At 71.6% G+C, this 15,055-nt stretch carries 14 protein-coding genes; 1 reads left to right on the top strand and 13 read right to left on the bottom strand.

Translation table 11 applies throughout. The annotated features are described in order from the left end of the window. From VF665_RS12115 to VF665_RS12075, 9 genes are all read right to left on the bottom strand, one after another. Positions 1–375 (bottom strand): site-2 protease family protein (locus VF665_RS12115; RefSeq protein ID WP_331053681.1); only part of this gene is annotated, 375 nt, incomplete at its 3' end. Beyond that, positions 369–1,520 (bottom strand): 1-deoxy-D-xylulose-5-phosphate reductoisomerase, encoded by a 1,152-nt coding sequence (dxr, locus tag VF665_RS12110; RefSeq protein ID WP_331053680.1) that lies wholly within the window; start codon positions 1,518–1,520, stop codon positions 369–371. The genes VF665_RS12115 and dxr, both read right to left, overlap by 7 nt. Beyond that, positions 1,517–2,371, bottom strand: a complete 855-nt coding sequence (locus VF665_RS12105) for a phosphatidate cytidylyltransferase (RefSeq protein ID WP_331053679.1) — start codon at positions 2,369–2,371, stop codon at positions 1,517–1,519. Before VF665_RS12105 ends, dxr begins: the two co-directional genes overlap by 4 nt. Positions 2,372–2,379: 8 nt before the next feature. Continuing rightward, on the bottom strand, positions 2,380–3,126 hold the full coding sequence (uppS, locus tag VF665_RS12100) for a polyprenyl diphosphate synthase (protein ID WP_331053678.1): 747 nt from the start codon (positions 3,124–3,126) through the stop codon (positions 2,380–2,382). Between the two features lie 1,113 nt (positions 3,127–4,239). Beyond that, entirely contained in the window at positions 4,240–5,418 is a 1,179-nt protein-coding gene (gene galK, locus VF665_RS12095) for a galactokinase (RefSeq protein WP_331053677.1), read from the bottom strand. Positions 5,419–5,438: 20 nt separating this feature from the next. Next, positions 5,439–6,431, bottom strand: a complete 993-nt coding sequence (gene galE, locus VF665_RS12090) for a UDP-glucose 4-epimerase GalE (protein ID WP_331053676.1) — start codon at positions 6,429–6,431, stop codon at positions 5,439–5,441. Then, positions 6,428–7,483, bottom strand: a complete 1,056-nt coding sequence (locus VF665_RS12085; RefSeq protein ID WP_331053675.1) for a UDP-glucose--hexose-1-phosphate uridylyltransferase — start codon at positions 7,481–7,483, stop codon at positions 6,428–6,430. The genes galE and VF665_RS12085 overlap by 4 nt, the downstream gene beginning before the upstream one ends. 303 nt (positions 7,484–7,786) lie before the next feature. Then, positions 7,787–9,235 carry a glycoside hydrolase family 43 protein gene (locus tag VF665_RS12080; protein WP_331053674.1) on the bottom strand — a complete coding sequence of 483 codons (1,449 nt, stop codon included), beginning with the start codon at positions 9,233–9,235 and terminating at the stop codon, positions 7,787–7,789. Next, on the bottom strand, positions 9,223–10,365 hold the full coding sequence (locus VF665_RS12075) for a glycoside hydrolase family 43 protein (RefSeq protein WP_331053673.1): 1,143 nt from the start codon (positions 10,363–10,365) through the stop codon (positions 9,223–9,225). Before VF665_RS12075 ends, VF665_RS12080 begins: the two co-directional genes overlap by 13 nt. Before the next feature lie 3 nt (positions 10,366–10,368). Between VF665_RS12075 and VF665_RS12070 the strand changes: the two genes are divergently transcribed. Beyond that, the gene (locus VF665_RS12070; RefSeq protein ID WP_331053672.1) at positions 10,369–11,421 is read left to right on the top strand and encodes a family 43 glycosylhydrolase; all 1,053 of its coding nucleotides are present in this window, start codon (positions 10,369–10,371) and stop codon (positions 11,419–11,421) included. Between the two features lie 124 nt (positions 11,422–11,545). Here VF665_RS12070 and VF665_RS12065 read toward each other — a convergent pair whose 3' ends face one another. The 4 genes from VF665_RS12065 to VF665_RS12050 all read right to left on the bottom strand — a co-directional run. Next, positions 11,546–12,664 (bottom strand): glycoside hydrolase family 43 protein, encoded by a 1,119-nt coding sequence (locus tag VF665_RS12065; protein ID WP_331053671.1) that lies wholly within the window; start codon positions 12,662–12,664, stop codon positions 11,546–11,548. Next, positions 12,654–13,709: an ABC transporter permease gene (locus tag VF665_RS12060; RefSeq protein WP_331053670.1), complete on the bottom strand. Its 1,056-nt coding sequence runs from the start codon at positions 13,707–13,709 to the stop codon at positions 12,654–12,656. The genes VF665_RS12065 and VF665_RS12060 overlap by 11 nt, the downstream gene beginning before the upstream one ends. Continuing rightward, positions 13,709–14,689 carry an ABC transporter permease gene (locus VF665_RS12055; RefSeq protein ID WP_331053669.1) on the bottom strand — a complete coding sequence of 327 codons (981 nt, stop codon included), beginning with the start codon at positions 14,687–14,689 and terminating at the stop codon, positions 13,709–13,711. Before VF665_RS12055 ends, VF665_RS12060 begins: the two co-directional genes overlap by 1 nt. Continuing rightward, positions 14,686–15,055 (bottom strand): ATP-binding cassette domain-containing protein (locus VF665_RS12050; RefSeq protein ID WP_331053668.1); only part of this gene is annotated, 370 nt, incomplete at its 5' end. The genes VF665_RS12050 and VF665_RS12055, both read right to left, overlap by 4 nt.

Here is a 15,055-nt window from a genome sequence, read left to right as displayed (position 1 = left end):
GGCCAGCACCAGGTTGGCCAGCAGCGCAAAGAGCAGGTTCATGATCACCCCGGCGCTGATCACCCAGGCGCGGGCCCAGAGCGGCTTGGCGTCAAAGGTCCGCGACGGGTCCACCGGCTCCTCGGGGGCGCCACCCTCCAGCGCCGACGACGCTTCGTCGTCCTCCATCCCCGCCATCTTCACGTAGCCGCCCAGCGGGATGGCGGAAATGACGAACTCCGTCTCCCCCCACATGAATCCCGCCACGCGCGGCCCCAGCCCCAGCGAAAAGCGCGGGGCGTAGATGCCCACCGACTTCGCGGCAAAGAAGTGCCCGAACTCGTGGATCAGGATCAGGACGGAAAGCGCGACCAGGGTCGCCAGAATGGTCAGCACGGGGCAAGCCGGCTCAGGTAGTCGTTCGTGGCGCGCCGGGCCCGTTCATCGGCCTCCAGCACGTCTTCCAGAGTGCGGACGGGCCCGCCGGCCCCCCGCTGCAGGGCATCGTCCACCGCCTCGGCGATGGCGCGAAAGGGGGCGCGGCCGGCCAGGAACTCCGCCACCGCCACCTCGTTGGCCGCGTTGAACACGGCCGGCGCGGTGCCGCCCGCCGCCCCCGCGCCCACGCCGAGGGCGAAGAGGGGAAAGCACTCCGTCCGCACCGCCTCAAAGGTCAGCGCCCCCGCGGCCACGGGGTCGAAGCGCCGCGTCTCGTACGGCAGCCGCTCCGGGTACGACAGGGCGTACAGCACGGGGATCTCCATGGTGGGAAACCCCATCTGCGCCAGCACCGATCCGTCCGCCGTTTCCACCATGGAGTGGATGATGGACTGCGGGTGCACCACCGCCTCGATGCGCTCGTACGGCACGCCGAAGAGGAAGTGCGCCTCGATCACCTCCAGCGCCTTGTTGGCCAGCGTGGCGCTGTCGATGGTCACCTTGGCGCCCATGTCCCAGGTGGGATGCCGCAGCGCGTCCGCGGGGGTCACCTGCGCGATGCGCTCCGGCGTCCAGGTGCGGAACGGGCCGCCGGACGCCGTCAGCACCAGCCGCCGCACCGCGTCCGCCCGCGTTCCCGCCAGGCACTGCAGAATGGCGCTGTGCTCGCTGTCCACCGGCACCAGCTCGCCCCCGCCCTGCCGCGCGGCCTCCAGCACCAGCGGCCCGCCGCACACCAGCGACTCCTTGTTGGCCAGCGCCACCCGCTTGCCCGCCCGCAGCGCGGCCAGGGTGGGCTCCAGCCCGGCGGCGCCGACGAGCGCGTTGATGACGATGTCCGCGTCCGGATGCGTGGCCGCGTCCAGCAGCGCCTGCCGCCCCGCGCGCCACTCCGTGCGCCCCGGCGGCACGTCCCCTGGCACCGCGCCCTGGGCCATGACGGCCAGCGCCGGCTGCATCTCCGCCACCAGTTCCCGCAGCGCGCCGGCGTTGCGGTGCGCGGTGAGCGCCACGGCGCGAAAGCGGTCCGGGTGCTGCCGCAGCACCGCCCGCGCGCTGGCGCCGATGGAGCCGGTAGCGCCCAGGATGGTGACGCCCTTCACGGCCCCACCACCATGCTGAAGAAGAAGTACCCCAGCGGCAGGGTAAACAGCAACGAGTCGAAGCGGTCCAGCGCGCCGCCGTGGCCGGGGAGCAGCGTTCCCGAGTCCTTGACGCCCGTGTCGCGCTTGAGCAGCGACTCGGCCAGGTCGCCCACCTGGGCAAAGACGGAAACCAGCAGGCCGAACAGCGCGCCCTGCAGCACGGACGGATGGTACGCGGGAAAGCGCTGCAGAAGCAGGGCGTACCCCGCTCCCGCCAGAATGCTTCCCACCACGGCCGACAGCGCGCCCTCCACCGTTTTTCCGGGGCTGACGCGCGGAATCAGCTTGCGCTTGCCCATGGCCCGGCCACCGAAGTAGGCGGCGGTGTCGCTCACCCAGGTGAGGGCGATGGGGGCAAACAGGAGCGCGGTGCCGTGCAGCGGCTCGCGCACGCCGGGCAGGTGGCGCAGGTCCAGCCCGAACGCCAGCAGCCCCGCGTACCCCGCGCCGAACACGGTGACCGCGAGGGAAAGCAGCGGCTCGCCCTCCACCCCGCGCATCCAGATGGCGGCGGTGGCGATGAGCAGGGTAAAGAAGACGAGGACGGCGGCGGGGGCGGGGTTCATGAGCCCGCCGGCGGGGTCGATGGCGGAGGCCAGGACGAGGGCCGCGGCGCAGGCCATCCCCAGCGCCTCCAGCGGGCGGGGCGCCTTGCGGGCGGCCATGCGGAACAGCTCGCGCGCCACCAGCGCGGCCACCACGGCCAGCAGGGCGGCGAGCACCCAGCCCCCGAAGTAGGCCGCGGCCACCACCACGGGGATCCCGGCGAGGGCGACGCCTACGCGGGTCAGCGTTTCCGATGCGGCCACGCGCGGCCTCAGGAAGCGAGCACGCGGCCGAAGCGCCGCTCGCGCCGCTGGTACTCCAGCAGCGCCTGGTAGAACTGCTCGCGCCCAAAGTCGGGCCACAGCACGGGGGTCACGTACAGTTCGGTGTAGGCCAGCTGCCAGAGCATGAAGTTGCTGATCCGCAGCTCGCCGCTGGTGCGGATGAGCAGGTCGGGATCGGGGTCGTCGGGGGTGTACGTCTGCTGGGCAAAGAGCGTTTCGTCGATCTCGCCGGGCAGCAGCGTTCCGGCGGCCACGCGCTCCGCCAGCCGCCGCGCGGCCAGCACGATCTCCTGCCGCGCGCCGTAGCTGATGGCCAGGTTCAGGCGCATCTTGGGCCCGCCGCGCGTGTGGTCGATAATGGACTGCAGGGCGCCGCGGGTGCGGGGCCCCAGCCGGTCCATTTCGCCAATGCAGCGCACCTCGACCCCTTTTTCCTTGAGGTCGCGGCGCTCGCGGCGCACGTACAGCTCCAGCAGCCCCATGAGGGCCGACACCTCGGTGGGCGGGCGCCCCCAGTTTTCCGCGGAGAAGGCGTACAGGGTCAGCACCTGCACCCCGGCCTCGATGGCGGCCTCCACGGAGGCGCGCACGGCGCGCATTCCCGCGCGGTGGCCGAATTCCCGGGGTTTTCCGCGCTCGCGGGCCCAGCGCCCGTTGCCGTCCATAATGACGGCCACGTGGCGCGGAACGGCTCCGTTCAGCCGGACATCGTGAAGCAGCGGATCGAGCGACATGGCCCTAAGATGGACCCGCGCTCGGGGTTTGTCAAAGCAAGTGGTCGGCCCGGCAGAGGGGGTGCCGCGGAAGTGCGAGGGAAGTGCGAGGGAAGTGCGTGAGTGCTGGGTGCATGAGTGCGTCGGCCCGGCGCGGGGGAGGGTTTTGCCGGGGCGGGCGGGGTTCGCCGTTGGCCCCCACCCGGGCCGGCACCACCGGCCCACCCTCCCCCAAAACGGACTGGGGGAGGGTTGATGCGGGGCGGGTCTCGCGCGTGGCTGCCGCGGTTCCCGCAGCCGCAGGCTGAGCAAATGAATATGCCGCAACAACGACGGAAAGTCTCCCCAAACAGACGGGGAGACTTCACCTGCACGTGGGGTGGCGGGTCGCCGATGAAGGTCTCCCCTCTCCGCGCGGCTGTTTGCGCGGGGAGGGGCCGGGGGAGGGGCCCGCGCGCAGCGCGACGACCCTCGCCTGAGCGGATGAATCCGCCGCTCCAGAAGCGGGAAGCCCCGACCCGTGGCCGCTGTCGCGTCCACGTTCGGGGTTTCAACCAACCTGGCGGACGCCCCGGTGCGGGCGGCACGCACCGTAACCGCGGATGCAGTCCGCGGAGGCGGACTTCGTGCTTTTCCAGCGGCGAATTCATTCGCTCTGGACAGGCAGCCGCGCCGAACGCCGCCTACGGGACCGATGCAGCCGCCGCAGTCCGCGCAGGCGGACTTCGTGTGTTTCGAGGCGCGCTTTCAACCGCCGGCACGGGCCCGGCGACCCGCGCCGTCCTCCTCCCCCGCCCCGAACGGCTCCCCCTCTCCCGCGGAGCGGGTGGAGGGGGCTGGGGGGAGGGGGCCTCTTTCGGCCGCATCGGCACCATTCGAATCACACCGAGATGTTGTTCCCCCCTCTCCGTGCGGCTGTTTGCACGGGGAGGGGCCGGGGGTGGGGCGCAGTTGCCGTGTGCCCCCTCTCCCACATCTGTTCGTGGGAGAGGGTGGCGAGCTTTAGCGAGCCGGGTGAGGGCCACACCCGCCGCCGCGCCGCCCTCCGCCAATCCCCCAGATCCTGCCAATCCGCGGATCCCTTTAGACCCGCCAATCCCGCCAATCCCTTCACTCCCGCCGGCGCGCCCCGCCCTACACCGCCGCGTGCTCCGCCTCCGGCACGCGCTCCAGCGACGCACCCTCGGACGCGGAGCAGACGTACACGCGCGGCTCCAGCCCGGTGGCGCGCTGGTAGTCCGCCGCCACGGAGGCGGCGAACGCCTCGGCGCCCTCCGCCTGCACCAGCGCCACGGCGCATCCGCCGAACCCCGCGCCCGTCATCCGGGCGCCATAGCAGGCGCCCTGCGCCTGCGCCAACTCCACGATTACGTCCAGTTCGCGCCGCGACACCTCAAAGTCGTCGCGCAGGCTGGCGTGGCTCTGGTTCATCAGCTCGCCCACACGCCGCGCGTCCCCGCGCTCCAGCGCGTCCGCCGCCTCCAGCGTGCGCTCGATCTCCGTCACCACGTGCCGCGCGCGCTTTCGGATCAGCGGCGGCAGCGAGGCCGCGGCCATCTCGAACCGCTCCCGCGACACGTCGCGCAGCGCGGCCACGTCCAGCGCCGCCGCGGCCTCCTCGCAGTGGCGGCGGCGGTCGTTGTAGGCGCTGTCCACCAGCCCGCGCCGCGTGGCCGTGTCCAGGATCACCACCGACGTCCCCGGCGGCACGGGAACGGAGCGCGTTTCCAGCGAGCGGCAGTCGATGAGCAGCGCGTGGCCGGATTCGCCCGCCGCGCTGATCATCTGGTCCATGATGCCGCAGTACACGCCGATCCACTCGTTTTCCGCCCGCTGCGCCAGCAGCGCCATCTCCCGCGCGTCCCACTGCAGCCCGCTCAGGGCGGCAAAGGCGCGGGCGGAGGCGAGCTCGAACGCCGCGCTGCTCGAAAGTCCGGCGCCGATGGGCACGTCGCCCGCCGTGACGCCTTCCCACCCGCGCAGGTTGCGGTCGCGCTTCTGCAGCGCCCACGCAACGGCCTGCACGTAGTCCATCCACTCCATGCCGGAGCTGGCCAGGTGCATCAGGTCGAACTCGCGCGTCTCGTCAAAGTCCAGCGAGTGGATGCGGACCTTGAAGTCGTCGCGCGGCCGAAGCGCGATCCACACGGCGCGGTCGATCGCCATCGGCAGCACGAAGCCGTCGTTGTAGTCCGTGTGCTCGCCGATCAGGTTCACGCGGCCGGGCGCGCGCGCCACCCAGGCCGGCGCGCCGCCATGGCGTTCCTCGAAGGCCCGCACCACCGCGGACCGCAAACCGTTGTCGCTCGTCATGAGGGGCAGAGGCAGGGAGTTCAGGAGGGAGTCCGGCCGGCGTATCCGTGCGGATGGGACTGGTGCCATGCCCACGCGCTTTCCACGATGGCGCGCAGGTCGTCGTACCGCGGCGCCCATCCCAGTTCCGCGCGGATGCGGTCGCTGGCGGCCACCAGCACCGCCGGATCGCCGGGACGGCGGGGGCCCACCACGGCGGGAATGGAGTGGCCGGTCACCTGGCGGCACGTCTCGATCACCTCGCGCACGCTGAAGCCGGTGCCGCTCCCCAGGTTGTAGGTGCGGCTGCCTCCCTCCAGCGCATGGAGCGCCAGCACGTGCGCCTCCGCCAGGTCCGCCACGTGAACGTAGTCGCGCACGCAGGTGCCGTCCGGCGTATCGTAGTCGTCGCCGAACACGGTCACCTGCTCCCGCTGCCCCAGCGCCACCTGAAGAACCAGGGGGATGAGGTGCGTTTCCGGGTCGTGGTCCTCGCCCAGGTCGGGGGATACCGCGCCGCACGCGTTGAAATAGCGCAGCGCGGCGTAGCGCATCCCGAAGCGGTCGTCCATCCAGTGAAGCATGCGCTCCAGGATGAACTTGGACTCGCCGTACGGGCTGCCCGGCGCGATAGTCGTCCCCTCGTCGATGGGAATGCGGTCCGGCAGGCCGAACAGGTTGGCGGTGGACGAGAGGATGAAGCGCCGCACGCCGTGCTCCACCGCGCTTTCCAGCAGGTTCAATCCGCAGCGCACGTTGTTCCCCAGGTGGCGGAAGGGGTGCTCCATCGATTCGCCTACCAGCGTGTGCGAGGCGAAGTGGAGAATGCCTTCCACGGGGTGCGCCGCCAGCGCCGCGTCGATGGCCGCGCGGTCCGCCAGGTCGCCTTCCAGGAACGCGGCCCGGGGATGCAGCGCGGCGCGGTGGCCCTGCGACAGGTTGTCGAACACCACCACCTCGTCGCCGCCCGCGATCAATCGCTGCACCACGGCGCTGCCGATGTATCCGGCGCCGCCGGTCACCAGGACCTTCATCGCCCCTCCCCCACGCCGCGCAGCCGCTCCGCGCTGGACTCGGGCGTCACGTCGCGCTGCGGCTCGCCCATCATCTCGTATCCCACCATGAATTTCTTGACCGTCGCGCTGCGCAGAAGGGGTGGATAGAAGTGCATGTGCAGGTGCCACTCCGGGTGCGGCTCGCCGTCCGTGGGCGCCTGGTGCACGCCGGCGGAGTACGGAAACGAGACGCCGAACAGCCCGTCGTACCGCACCGTCAGGCGCTTGAGAATGTCCGCCATCCCGTCGCGCTCGTCCGCCGAGAGCGCCGTCAGGTCGCGCACGGGGCGGCGGCTGGCGACGAGGGTTTCGAACGGCCACACCGCCCAGAAGGGGACCAGCGCAACGAAGTGGTCGTTGGCGGCCACGATGCGCTCGCCGAGATCCAGTTCGAGCGAAAGATAGTCCGCCAGCAGGGTGCGGCCATGGGCGGCGTGGTGCGCGGCCTGGCGCTCGCCCTCGCGCGCGGCGGCCATGGGCACGGAGCGCTGCGCCCAGATCTGGCCGTGCGGATGGGGGTTGCTGCACCCCATCATCTCGCCCTTGTTCTCAAAAATCTGCACGTGGCCGATGTCGGGGCGCGCGCCCAGCCGCGCGTACTCGTCGGCCCACAGGTCCACCACGCCGCGGATGGCCGCCACGTCCATCTGCGGCAGGCTCAGGTCGTGGCGCGGGGAAAAGCAGATGACGCGGCACAGCCCCGGCTCCGTGCGCGCCCGCAGCAGCCCGCCGATCTCCGCCTCCGCCTCGCCCGCGTCCGGCCGGAGCGCGGCGAAGTCGTTGTCGAAAACGAAGGTGCCGCGGTAGTCGGGATTGCGCTCGCCCCCCGCGCGCTCGTTGCCGGGGCAGAGGTAGCAGGTAGGGTCGTGCTCCGGGCGTGTTTCGGCGGGCACGGCCTCGGTCTGCCCCTGCCATGGCCGCTTGGCGCGATGGGGGGAGACGAGCACCCATTCGCCCGTGAGCAGGTTCAGCCGCCGGTGCGGATGGTCGCCGAGCGCGTTCAGCCCGGCGCCGGGGAGTGCGTCAGCCATGCGCCGCACCCGCGCGCGTCGTCGTCGTCAGTTCCCGTCCCGTCATCCACCGCACCGTTGTGTGTGTCCTGATTGGAAAGTCTGCGTGTGCATCGAAAGGCCGCCGGCCGCATGGGCGTGAGGCATCGTCTCGAGTTTCTGCCGTTGAACCCGCACGAGTTCGGGATGCGCAGTACCGTGTGTCCGCCCTTCAGAGCGAATGAATTCGCCGCTGGAACAGCACGAAGTCCGCCTTCGCGGACTGCGGCGGCTGCATGGGCACGGATCGCGTTCTGCCGTGCCTCCGCCGTCCCAGGCGGCGCGTTACTCGGCCGCGCGGACGCTTACGTCGTCGCCGTCCAGCACCAGGGGGACGGCGAGCAGGGCGCGGAACTCGTTGTAGCCCGTGCGGCCGGGAAAGAAGGCGTGCAGAAACAGCCACGGATCCCCGTCCGGGCCCCGCGCCACCGAGGGGTGCCCCGGCCCCCACCACTCCGCCGTAGATCGCAGAAGCGGCTGCGGCTGCTTGCGATAAGGGCCCAGCGGCGAGTCCGCCACCGCCACGCCGATCCCGTAATCCGCCGTGGAGAAGTCGTTTCCGGCGTAGAACAGGTAGTTTCGCCCGCCGTGCCGCGCGACCCACACGCCCTCGATGAGGTGCGCCTCCCACTCCTGGTCGTTTTCCAGCACCAGCGTGCGCTCGCCGGCCAGTCCTCGGCCGTCCGGCGTCAGGCGCTGCGCCCAGATCGGCGTGCGCATGGCGTGGAGGACGGCTGCGACCGCCTCACGCACCTCGGCGTCCGCTTCGCGCTCCAGCAGCGCGCGCAGGCGGCCGCGGACGGCGGAGAACCGCGAGGTGACCGCTTCCACCAGCGGCTGCTGCACAAAGAAGCATTCCATTGGCTCCAGCCCGCGCACCCAGGGCCAGAGCGTGGCCATCAGCGACAGGGTGCGGCGATCCTCGTCATCCTCCAGCAGTTCCGCGATCAGGCGGCCGTGCTCGTGGATCAGGCGGTGCAGAAGGCCCGGCCACACGCCGTTGCTGTCTTCTTTCCAGAAGAGAAAGGCGGCGCCGTCGTCGTCCATCACCACGTGCGCGTCGATGACCCCGCCGCGCAGCACCGGCTGGTCCGGCGTGGTGAACGGGCCCTCGGGGCGCGCCGCCGTCGCCACGCCGATGGACAGGTCGTGGCCGTCCCGCTCGCGCGCGGCGAAGTAGACGCGGTACTCGCCGCCCACGCAGTGCATCTCCGGCGCCCAGTAGTCGCTGACGCCCTCGCCATCCGCCGCCCAGCGCGGCTTGTGGCCCTGGGGAAAGACGAAGCCTGTCAGCTCCCAAGCCCGCAGGTCGCGCGAGCGCGCGACGGGAAAGGAGTCGGGCGCGTCGTTGCTCGTGGCCACCAGCCAGTACCACGCCGTCCCATCCTCTTCCGCCACGCGCAGCACGGCCGGATCGCCGTACCCGTGCAGCACGCGAGGCGACAGGTTCTCCGTCAGCAGCGGCAGATACGGCGCGCGGAACGCCGGAACGCCGGCCGGCCGGCGGTTGCGCGGCACGCGCGTGCCGAAACGCGCGGCTACCTCGGCGTGCAGGTCCAGGTAGCCGTTGTGCGTCCGCTCGCGCAGCTGAAAGGCTTCCGTCAGCCGCCGGCCGGACGCGTCCGGGCCGGATATGGCGAAGGTGCCGCCGTCCTTGGCGATATCGGCGTCGAAGGCGAACGGCGCTCCGTGCGGCGCCGCCAGCCCGGTGGAAGGCGCGCTCAGCGTCCGCACGGCTCGCCCGACGGGACGGGCAGCGGCACGCCCGCCGCCACCGGCTCACCGAAGTCGGGCGATCCGTCCGCGCGCCAGGTAAAGCGCTGCGCGCGGATCACGCGGTTCCAGTTGGGCCCCGTATCCACCTTGGCGTGGTACACGATCCAGTCCTCGCGCCCGTCCGGCGACTTGGTGAAGCCGTTGTGGCCGGGCCCGTACACGCCGTTGGCCTCGGCGAACACCGGCCCCGTCTTGGTCCAGCTCCCGGGCTGCATGGGGTCCGCCGTGCGGCTGTTCAGGCGCAGCTGCCCCAGCCGGTACGCGCGCGTCCACGACTCGCGGGTGGAGTAGATGACGAAGGCGTTGCCGTTGTGCTCCAGCACCTGCGGACCCTCCGTAAGGTCCAGCCCGTCGGTGGGATCCACCCGCCGCTCCCAGCTTTCCGTGGGCGCGGCGATCCGCACGCGCGGCCCGCCCACCGTGGCCGGGTCCGTCATTCGCGCGATGTAGATGTACTGAGGCGTGCGGGCCAGCGGCGTGTTGTTTTCCCACCCGGACCAGAAGCCGTACAGCTGCCCGTTCAGCCGGTGGACGGTAAAGTCGATGGCCCAGATGTCGTCGTCGCGCGTGGCGAGCTGGCCGCCGGTGTCCAGCTGGCCCAGGTCTTCCCACGTGCCGCGCGGATCGCCGGTGGCCGCGCGCAGCACGCCCGCGCGCTGGTGGATGAACGGCGCGTCCGACGGGCCGGGGCGGCCGCCGGCGTAGTAGATGTACCAGCGCCCGTCCACAAAGCGAATTTCCGGCGCCCAGATGTGCGTCTGGTTCCACCCCGTCTCGGGCGAGGTCCACACGCGCACGCTGTCCTGCATGGGATCGGTGAGCTTTCTCGACCGGAACACCCAGATGCTGCTACGTTGTCCCTCTGGATTTCGCGACTGCGCCATGTAGTAGTAGCCGTCGCGGAACTCCAGCCACGGATCCGCGCCCTCCGCGATGGGATTGGCGAAGGTGCACGCGGCGCCCGGCGCCGTGGCGACGGCCGGCGTCCCGCGCTCCCGCGCCGCGGGGGCGCACGCGGCGAGCGATGCGGCGCCGGCAAGGGCGAGTCCGGCGCGGGCGAGCACCACCTGACCACGACTGCGAATCATCGGATGCAATCCTCTAAGGGTGTTCCCGGGCCGGTGAGCTACCGCCCGCTCTATCCTGAGGCCGCCGACCAGGGCGACCCGTACCTGCTCGCCATCCCCGACGGCGTGCCCAGCGAGTACCGCTATTACGTCTACGTGACCCGCGACGAAACCAGCGACGGCCGCGGCGGCACCGCGTCAGGCGGGGCGTTCCCCGCGTTCGCCTCCCACGACCTGGCTACCTGGCACCCGCTGGGCCCCACGCTGCGGGGCGACGCCACGCGCTACGCCTTCTGGGCGCCGTGCGTGCGGTACGTGGCGGGGCTGGAGCGCCCGTACGTGATGCTGTACTCGCACGGGGCCGGCCTGGGCGAGCAGGCGCACATCGGCCACCAGATCCGCCGGGCGGATGCGGAGCGGCCGGAGGGGCCGTTCATCGACACGGGCCACGTGCTTACGCCGGACACGGACTTCGCCATTGACGCCGACGTGTACGCCGGCCCGGACGGCACCCCGCGAATGGCCTACGCCACCGACTTTGACCAGGACGAGCCGTACGGAACCGGCATCGTGGAAGTCGCGGTGTCCGGAGACCTTACGCGCGTTCTGTCGTCCCCCGCCCTGCTCGCCCGCCCGTCGGAGGCGTGGCACCTGTTCGATGCCGCGCGGCGGATGCCGTGGAAGCGCATCCCCGGCGTGGACTGGGCGACGGACACCGTGCGCTGGAGCACCATCGAAGGCCCGGTCGGCGGCCTCACCAATCCCCGGGGCCGCCGCGTGTACCTGTACAGCGGCGGCTGCTACTTCGGCTTCTACGCCGTCGGCGCGCTGGTGGAGGGCGACGACGGGCGCCTGGTGAACGTGACGCGCGAGGGCCGCGGCTTCGTTCTGGGCCCCATACCGGAGCACGGGTTCTACGCGCCCGGCCACTGCGACTGGTTTCGCGCGGCGAACGGGCGCGACTGGCTGGTCACGCACGCCCGCTTCGGCGCCCCCGACGCGCCGCGCAACGCCGCGCTCGTGGAGCTGCGCTGGGACGAGGACGGGATGCCGTACTGTCCGAAGCCCGAGGACTGAAGGGCCCAGGGTCAAGGGCCCAGGGTCAAGTGCCCAGGTTCAAGTGCCCAGGTTCAAGTGCCCGGTGCCCGGGTCGTGAGTCTCGTGCCGGGCACTGGGCACTGCGCACTGGGCACTTCTTCTCCTACCGCGGCCCCGGCCTCCGCTCGGACGACGGCCCGCGATCCACGCGCGGCCAGCCGTCCACGTACTCCAGCCGGTCCATCAGCATCACCCGGCGCGTGTTGACGTCGTCCGCCGGATCGGAGCGCGGCCGGCGCGCATCCACCGCGTGGTAGAAGATCCAGTCCGTTCCCCCCGCGTCGCGGATCACCGAGTTGTGCCCCGGCGCCACCCAGTGCCCGCCCTGCTCCAGGATCGCGCTCGTCCGCGCCCCCGTGGCCTGCGCCAGCGTCTGGAACGGGCCCGTCGCACTGCGTGAGCGCGCCACCAGCGCGGCGTAGTGCGCGCGCGGGCCGCAGCAGTTGTCGCCGGAGTAGAAGAGGTAGTAGAACGGCGCGCGGTACGTGACCCACGCCCCTTCCACAAGACGCTGGTAGTCCGTGGAATCCGCCGTGGGGACGGGATGGATCAGCTCCACCGGGCGGCTGCCGGGCGCGAACGACACGCGGTCCGGCGCGAGCTCCTGCACCTTGATCGCCTCGAATCCCGAACCCCAGTACAGCAGGCGCCTGCCCGTCGTCGGGTCGTCAAAGGCCATGGGGTCGATGTTGATGAACCCCGCGCCGCACTGCAGCGGCTCGCCCTTGTCCGCGAACGGCCCTTCCGGACGGCTCGCCGTCGCCACGGCCAGGCAGAGGCCGCGCGTGCTGTCGCTGAGCGCCGCGTCCGGCTTGGCCGAGTAGTACAGGTAGTACGTCCCCTCGTGATGGGAGACGTGCGGCGCCCAGAAGTCCTGCGTGCGGCTGGCCCAGCGCGGCTTGGTGGGCAGCGCGTCCCCGACGCGCTCCCACGTCACCAGATCCGCGGAGCGCGCCACCTGAATGTTCACCGGCGCGCCGTCGCGCTCGCCCTGCGTGGCGTAGGCGTAGAACGTCCCGTCCGGCGCACGGATCACCGTGGGATCGGGAAAGTCCACGTCCAGCACGGGATTCGTGTACGTCGCCGCCCGCCCGGCCGCGGGCACATCCGACGGCGCGCGCGAGGCCGGTGCCGTGCAGGCGCACAGGCCCATCGCGAGCAGGAGGGCGCAGCGGCGCGTCATCGCGCGCGGCGCGACGCCCGTCGTGCCGTCAGTGCCCATTGCCCGAGCGGCGCTGCAGCCGGCTCTGCACCACGACGACGCCCAGAAGGAAGACGCCGCGCATGACCCCCTGCCACCAGGGGGTAATGGTGCCTTCCAGGTTGAACAGGTTGAAGATCACCCCCAGCAGCAGCACGCCCACCAGCGTGGCGCCTACCCCGCCCTGCCCGCCGCTCAGCAGCGTTCCGCCCACGACCACGGCGGCGATGGCGTCCAGTTCCCATCCCGCACCCGCCACCGGCTGCCCCGCGCCCAGCCGTCCGGCCAGGACGATCCCCGCCAGCGCCGCCAGGACGCCGCTCACCGCGTACGTAGTGATCAGCACGCGGTCGATCTTGAGGCCCAGCAGCCGCGCGGCGTCCTGGTGGTCGCCCGCGGCGTAGACGTAGCGGCCGTAGCGCGTGTAGCGCAGCACCGTCCAGCCGATCAGGAAGGCGAGCGCCGCCAGCAGCACGGGAACGGGCACGCCCGCCACCCGGCCGCGGCCCAGCCACAGAAAGCCCTCCGCCGTGCGGTCCACCCGCACCGAATTTTCGCCCGTGGCGCCCAGGGCCACGCCGCGCGCCGCGATCATCATCGCCAAGGTGACGATGAACGGCTGAATGCGCGCCCGGGTGACCAGCACTCCGTTTACGACGCCGATCACCGCGCCCGCCGCGAGTCCACCGGCCAGGGCGGCGAAGGTTCCGTACGGCGAGAGCGCGGCGGCGGTGATCCCCCCGATGGCCAGGACGGAGCCAACGGACAGGTCAATGCCGCCCGTGAGGATCACCATCGTCATGCCCAGCGCCACGAACCCCAGCATGCTGTTCTGCCGCAGCACGTTCATCAGGTTCTCGGGCGTGGCGAACGCCTCGTAGCGAATCACGCCGAACACACACACGGCGATCAGCGCCACCATGGCCCCCTGCCGCTGCAGCAGCGACCCGGCCCGGGCGCGCAGCGCCGGCGTGGCCCTGGCGCTCCCCGCCACGGGCGGCTGCACGTCCATCGACGCCGGCGGAACGCTCAGCGTGGCGCCGCCCGTCTGCCCCTGGTGTTCCACTAGACCCGCCTCGGCAGTTGAAGGTAGACGGCAAAGAGGATGATGAGCGCCTTGAAGGCCAGCGCCCACGCGTAGGGAATCAGCAGCATGTTGAAGCTGGTGGCGATCACCTGCATGATCAGCGCGCCCACCACCGTGCCCAGCAGCGTGGCGCGCCCGCCGCTCAGCAGCGTGCCGCCCACCACCACCGCGGCAATGGCGTCCAGCTCCGCCCCCTGCCCGATCCGCGCGGCGGCGCTGGCCCCCAGCCGCGACGCCTCCACCAGCCCGGCCAGCGCGGCCAGCGCGCCGCTCATCACGTACACCGTGATCACCGTCCGCGTCACGGGCACGCCGGCCAGCCGTGCCGCCGCGGGGTTGCCGCCCGCCGCGAGCACGTAGCGGCCGAAAGGCGTGGAGCGCAGAACAAAGACGGCCAGCGCCACCACCGCCGCCGCGATCAGCACCTGCACCGGCACCGGGCCCACGTGGCCGCGGCCCAGCACCAGAAAACCGGGATCGTTGATGGTGATGAGCGCGCCGTCGCGGTTGATGATCTGCGCCAGTCCCCTTCCCGCCAGCAGCGTGGCAAGGGTGACGACGATCGCCTGCACCTTGAAGTACGAAACGAACGCCCCGTTCAGCAGCCCCACCGCGCACCCCGCCAGCAGCGCGAGGGGAATGGCGACCATCAGCCCCTGATCCACCGTGACGGCCGCGACCGCGGCGGAAATGGCCATCACCGACCCGACGGAGAGGTCAATGCCGCCGGTGGCGATCACCAGCGTCATTCCCACCGCCACCAGCAGGGTGACGGAAAGCTGAAAGAGGATGTTCCAGAAGTTGCTGGTAGTGGCGAAGTTGGGCGTGAACACCGCGTTCGCCAGCACCAGCACCACCAGCGCGACCACCGCGCCGCCCGTTGCGCCCATGGCGCCCCACCACCGGCCCATCGATCCCGCGCCGGCCGCGGGGCGCACGGCTGCCGTTGCTTGCGTCATGCGGTCTCCAGGGCCGGGGACGCGGCGGACGCGCTCCCCTCGGCCATTGCGTGGATGATGGACTGCTGCGAAATGCCGTCGCCGCGCAGCTCGGCCACGTTCTGGCCGTCCCGCAGCACCACCACGCGCGAGCTTCCCTCCACCAGTTCCTCCAGCTCCGACGAAATCATCAGCACGCCCAGCCCCGTGGCGGCCAGTTCGTTGATCAGCGCCTGGATCTCGCCCTTGGCGCCGATGTCGATGCCGCGGGTGGGCTCGTCCAGGATCAGCAGCTCGGGGTTCGTGCACAGCCAGCGGGCGAGCAGAACCTTCTGCTGGTTGCCGCCGGAGAGCTCACGGATCGGCTGCTCGGGGCTCGAGCACTTC

It is taken from the genome of Longimicrobium sp. (assembly GCF_036387355.1).
GTDB lineage: Bacteria > Gemmatimonadota > Gemmatimonadetes > Longimicrobiales > Longimicrobiaceae > Longimicrobium.
Note: the sequence above shows the minus strand (reverse complement) of the source record. Positions and strands in the feature narration are given on the sequence as shown.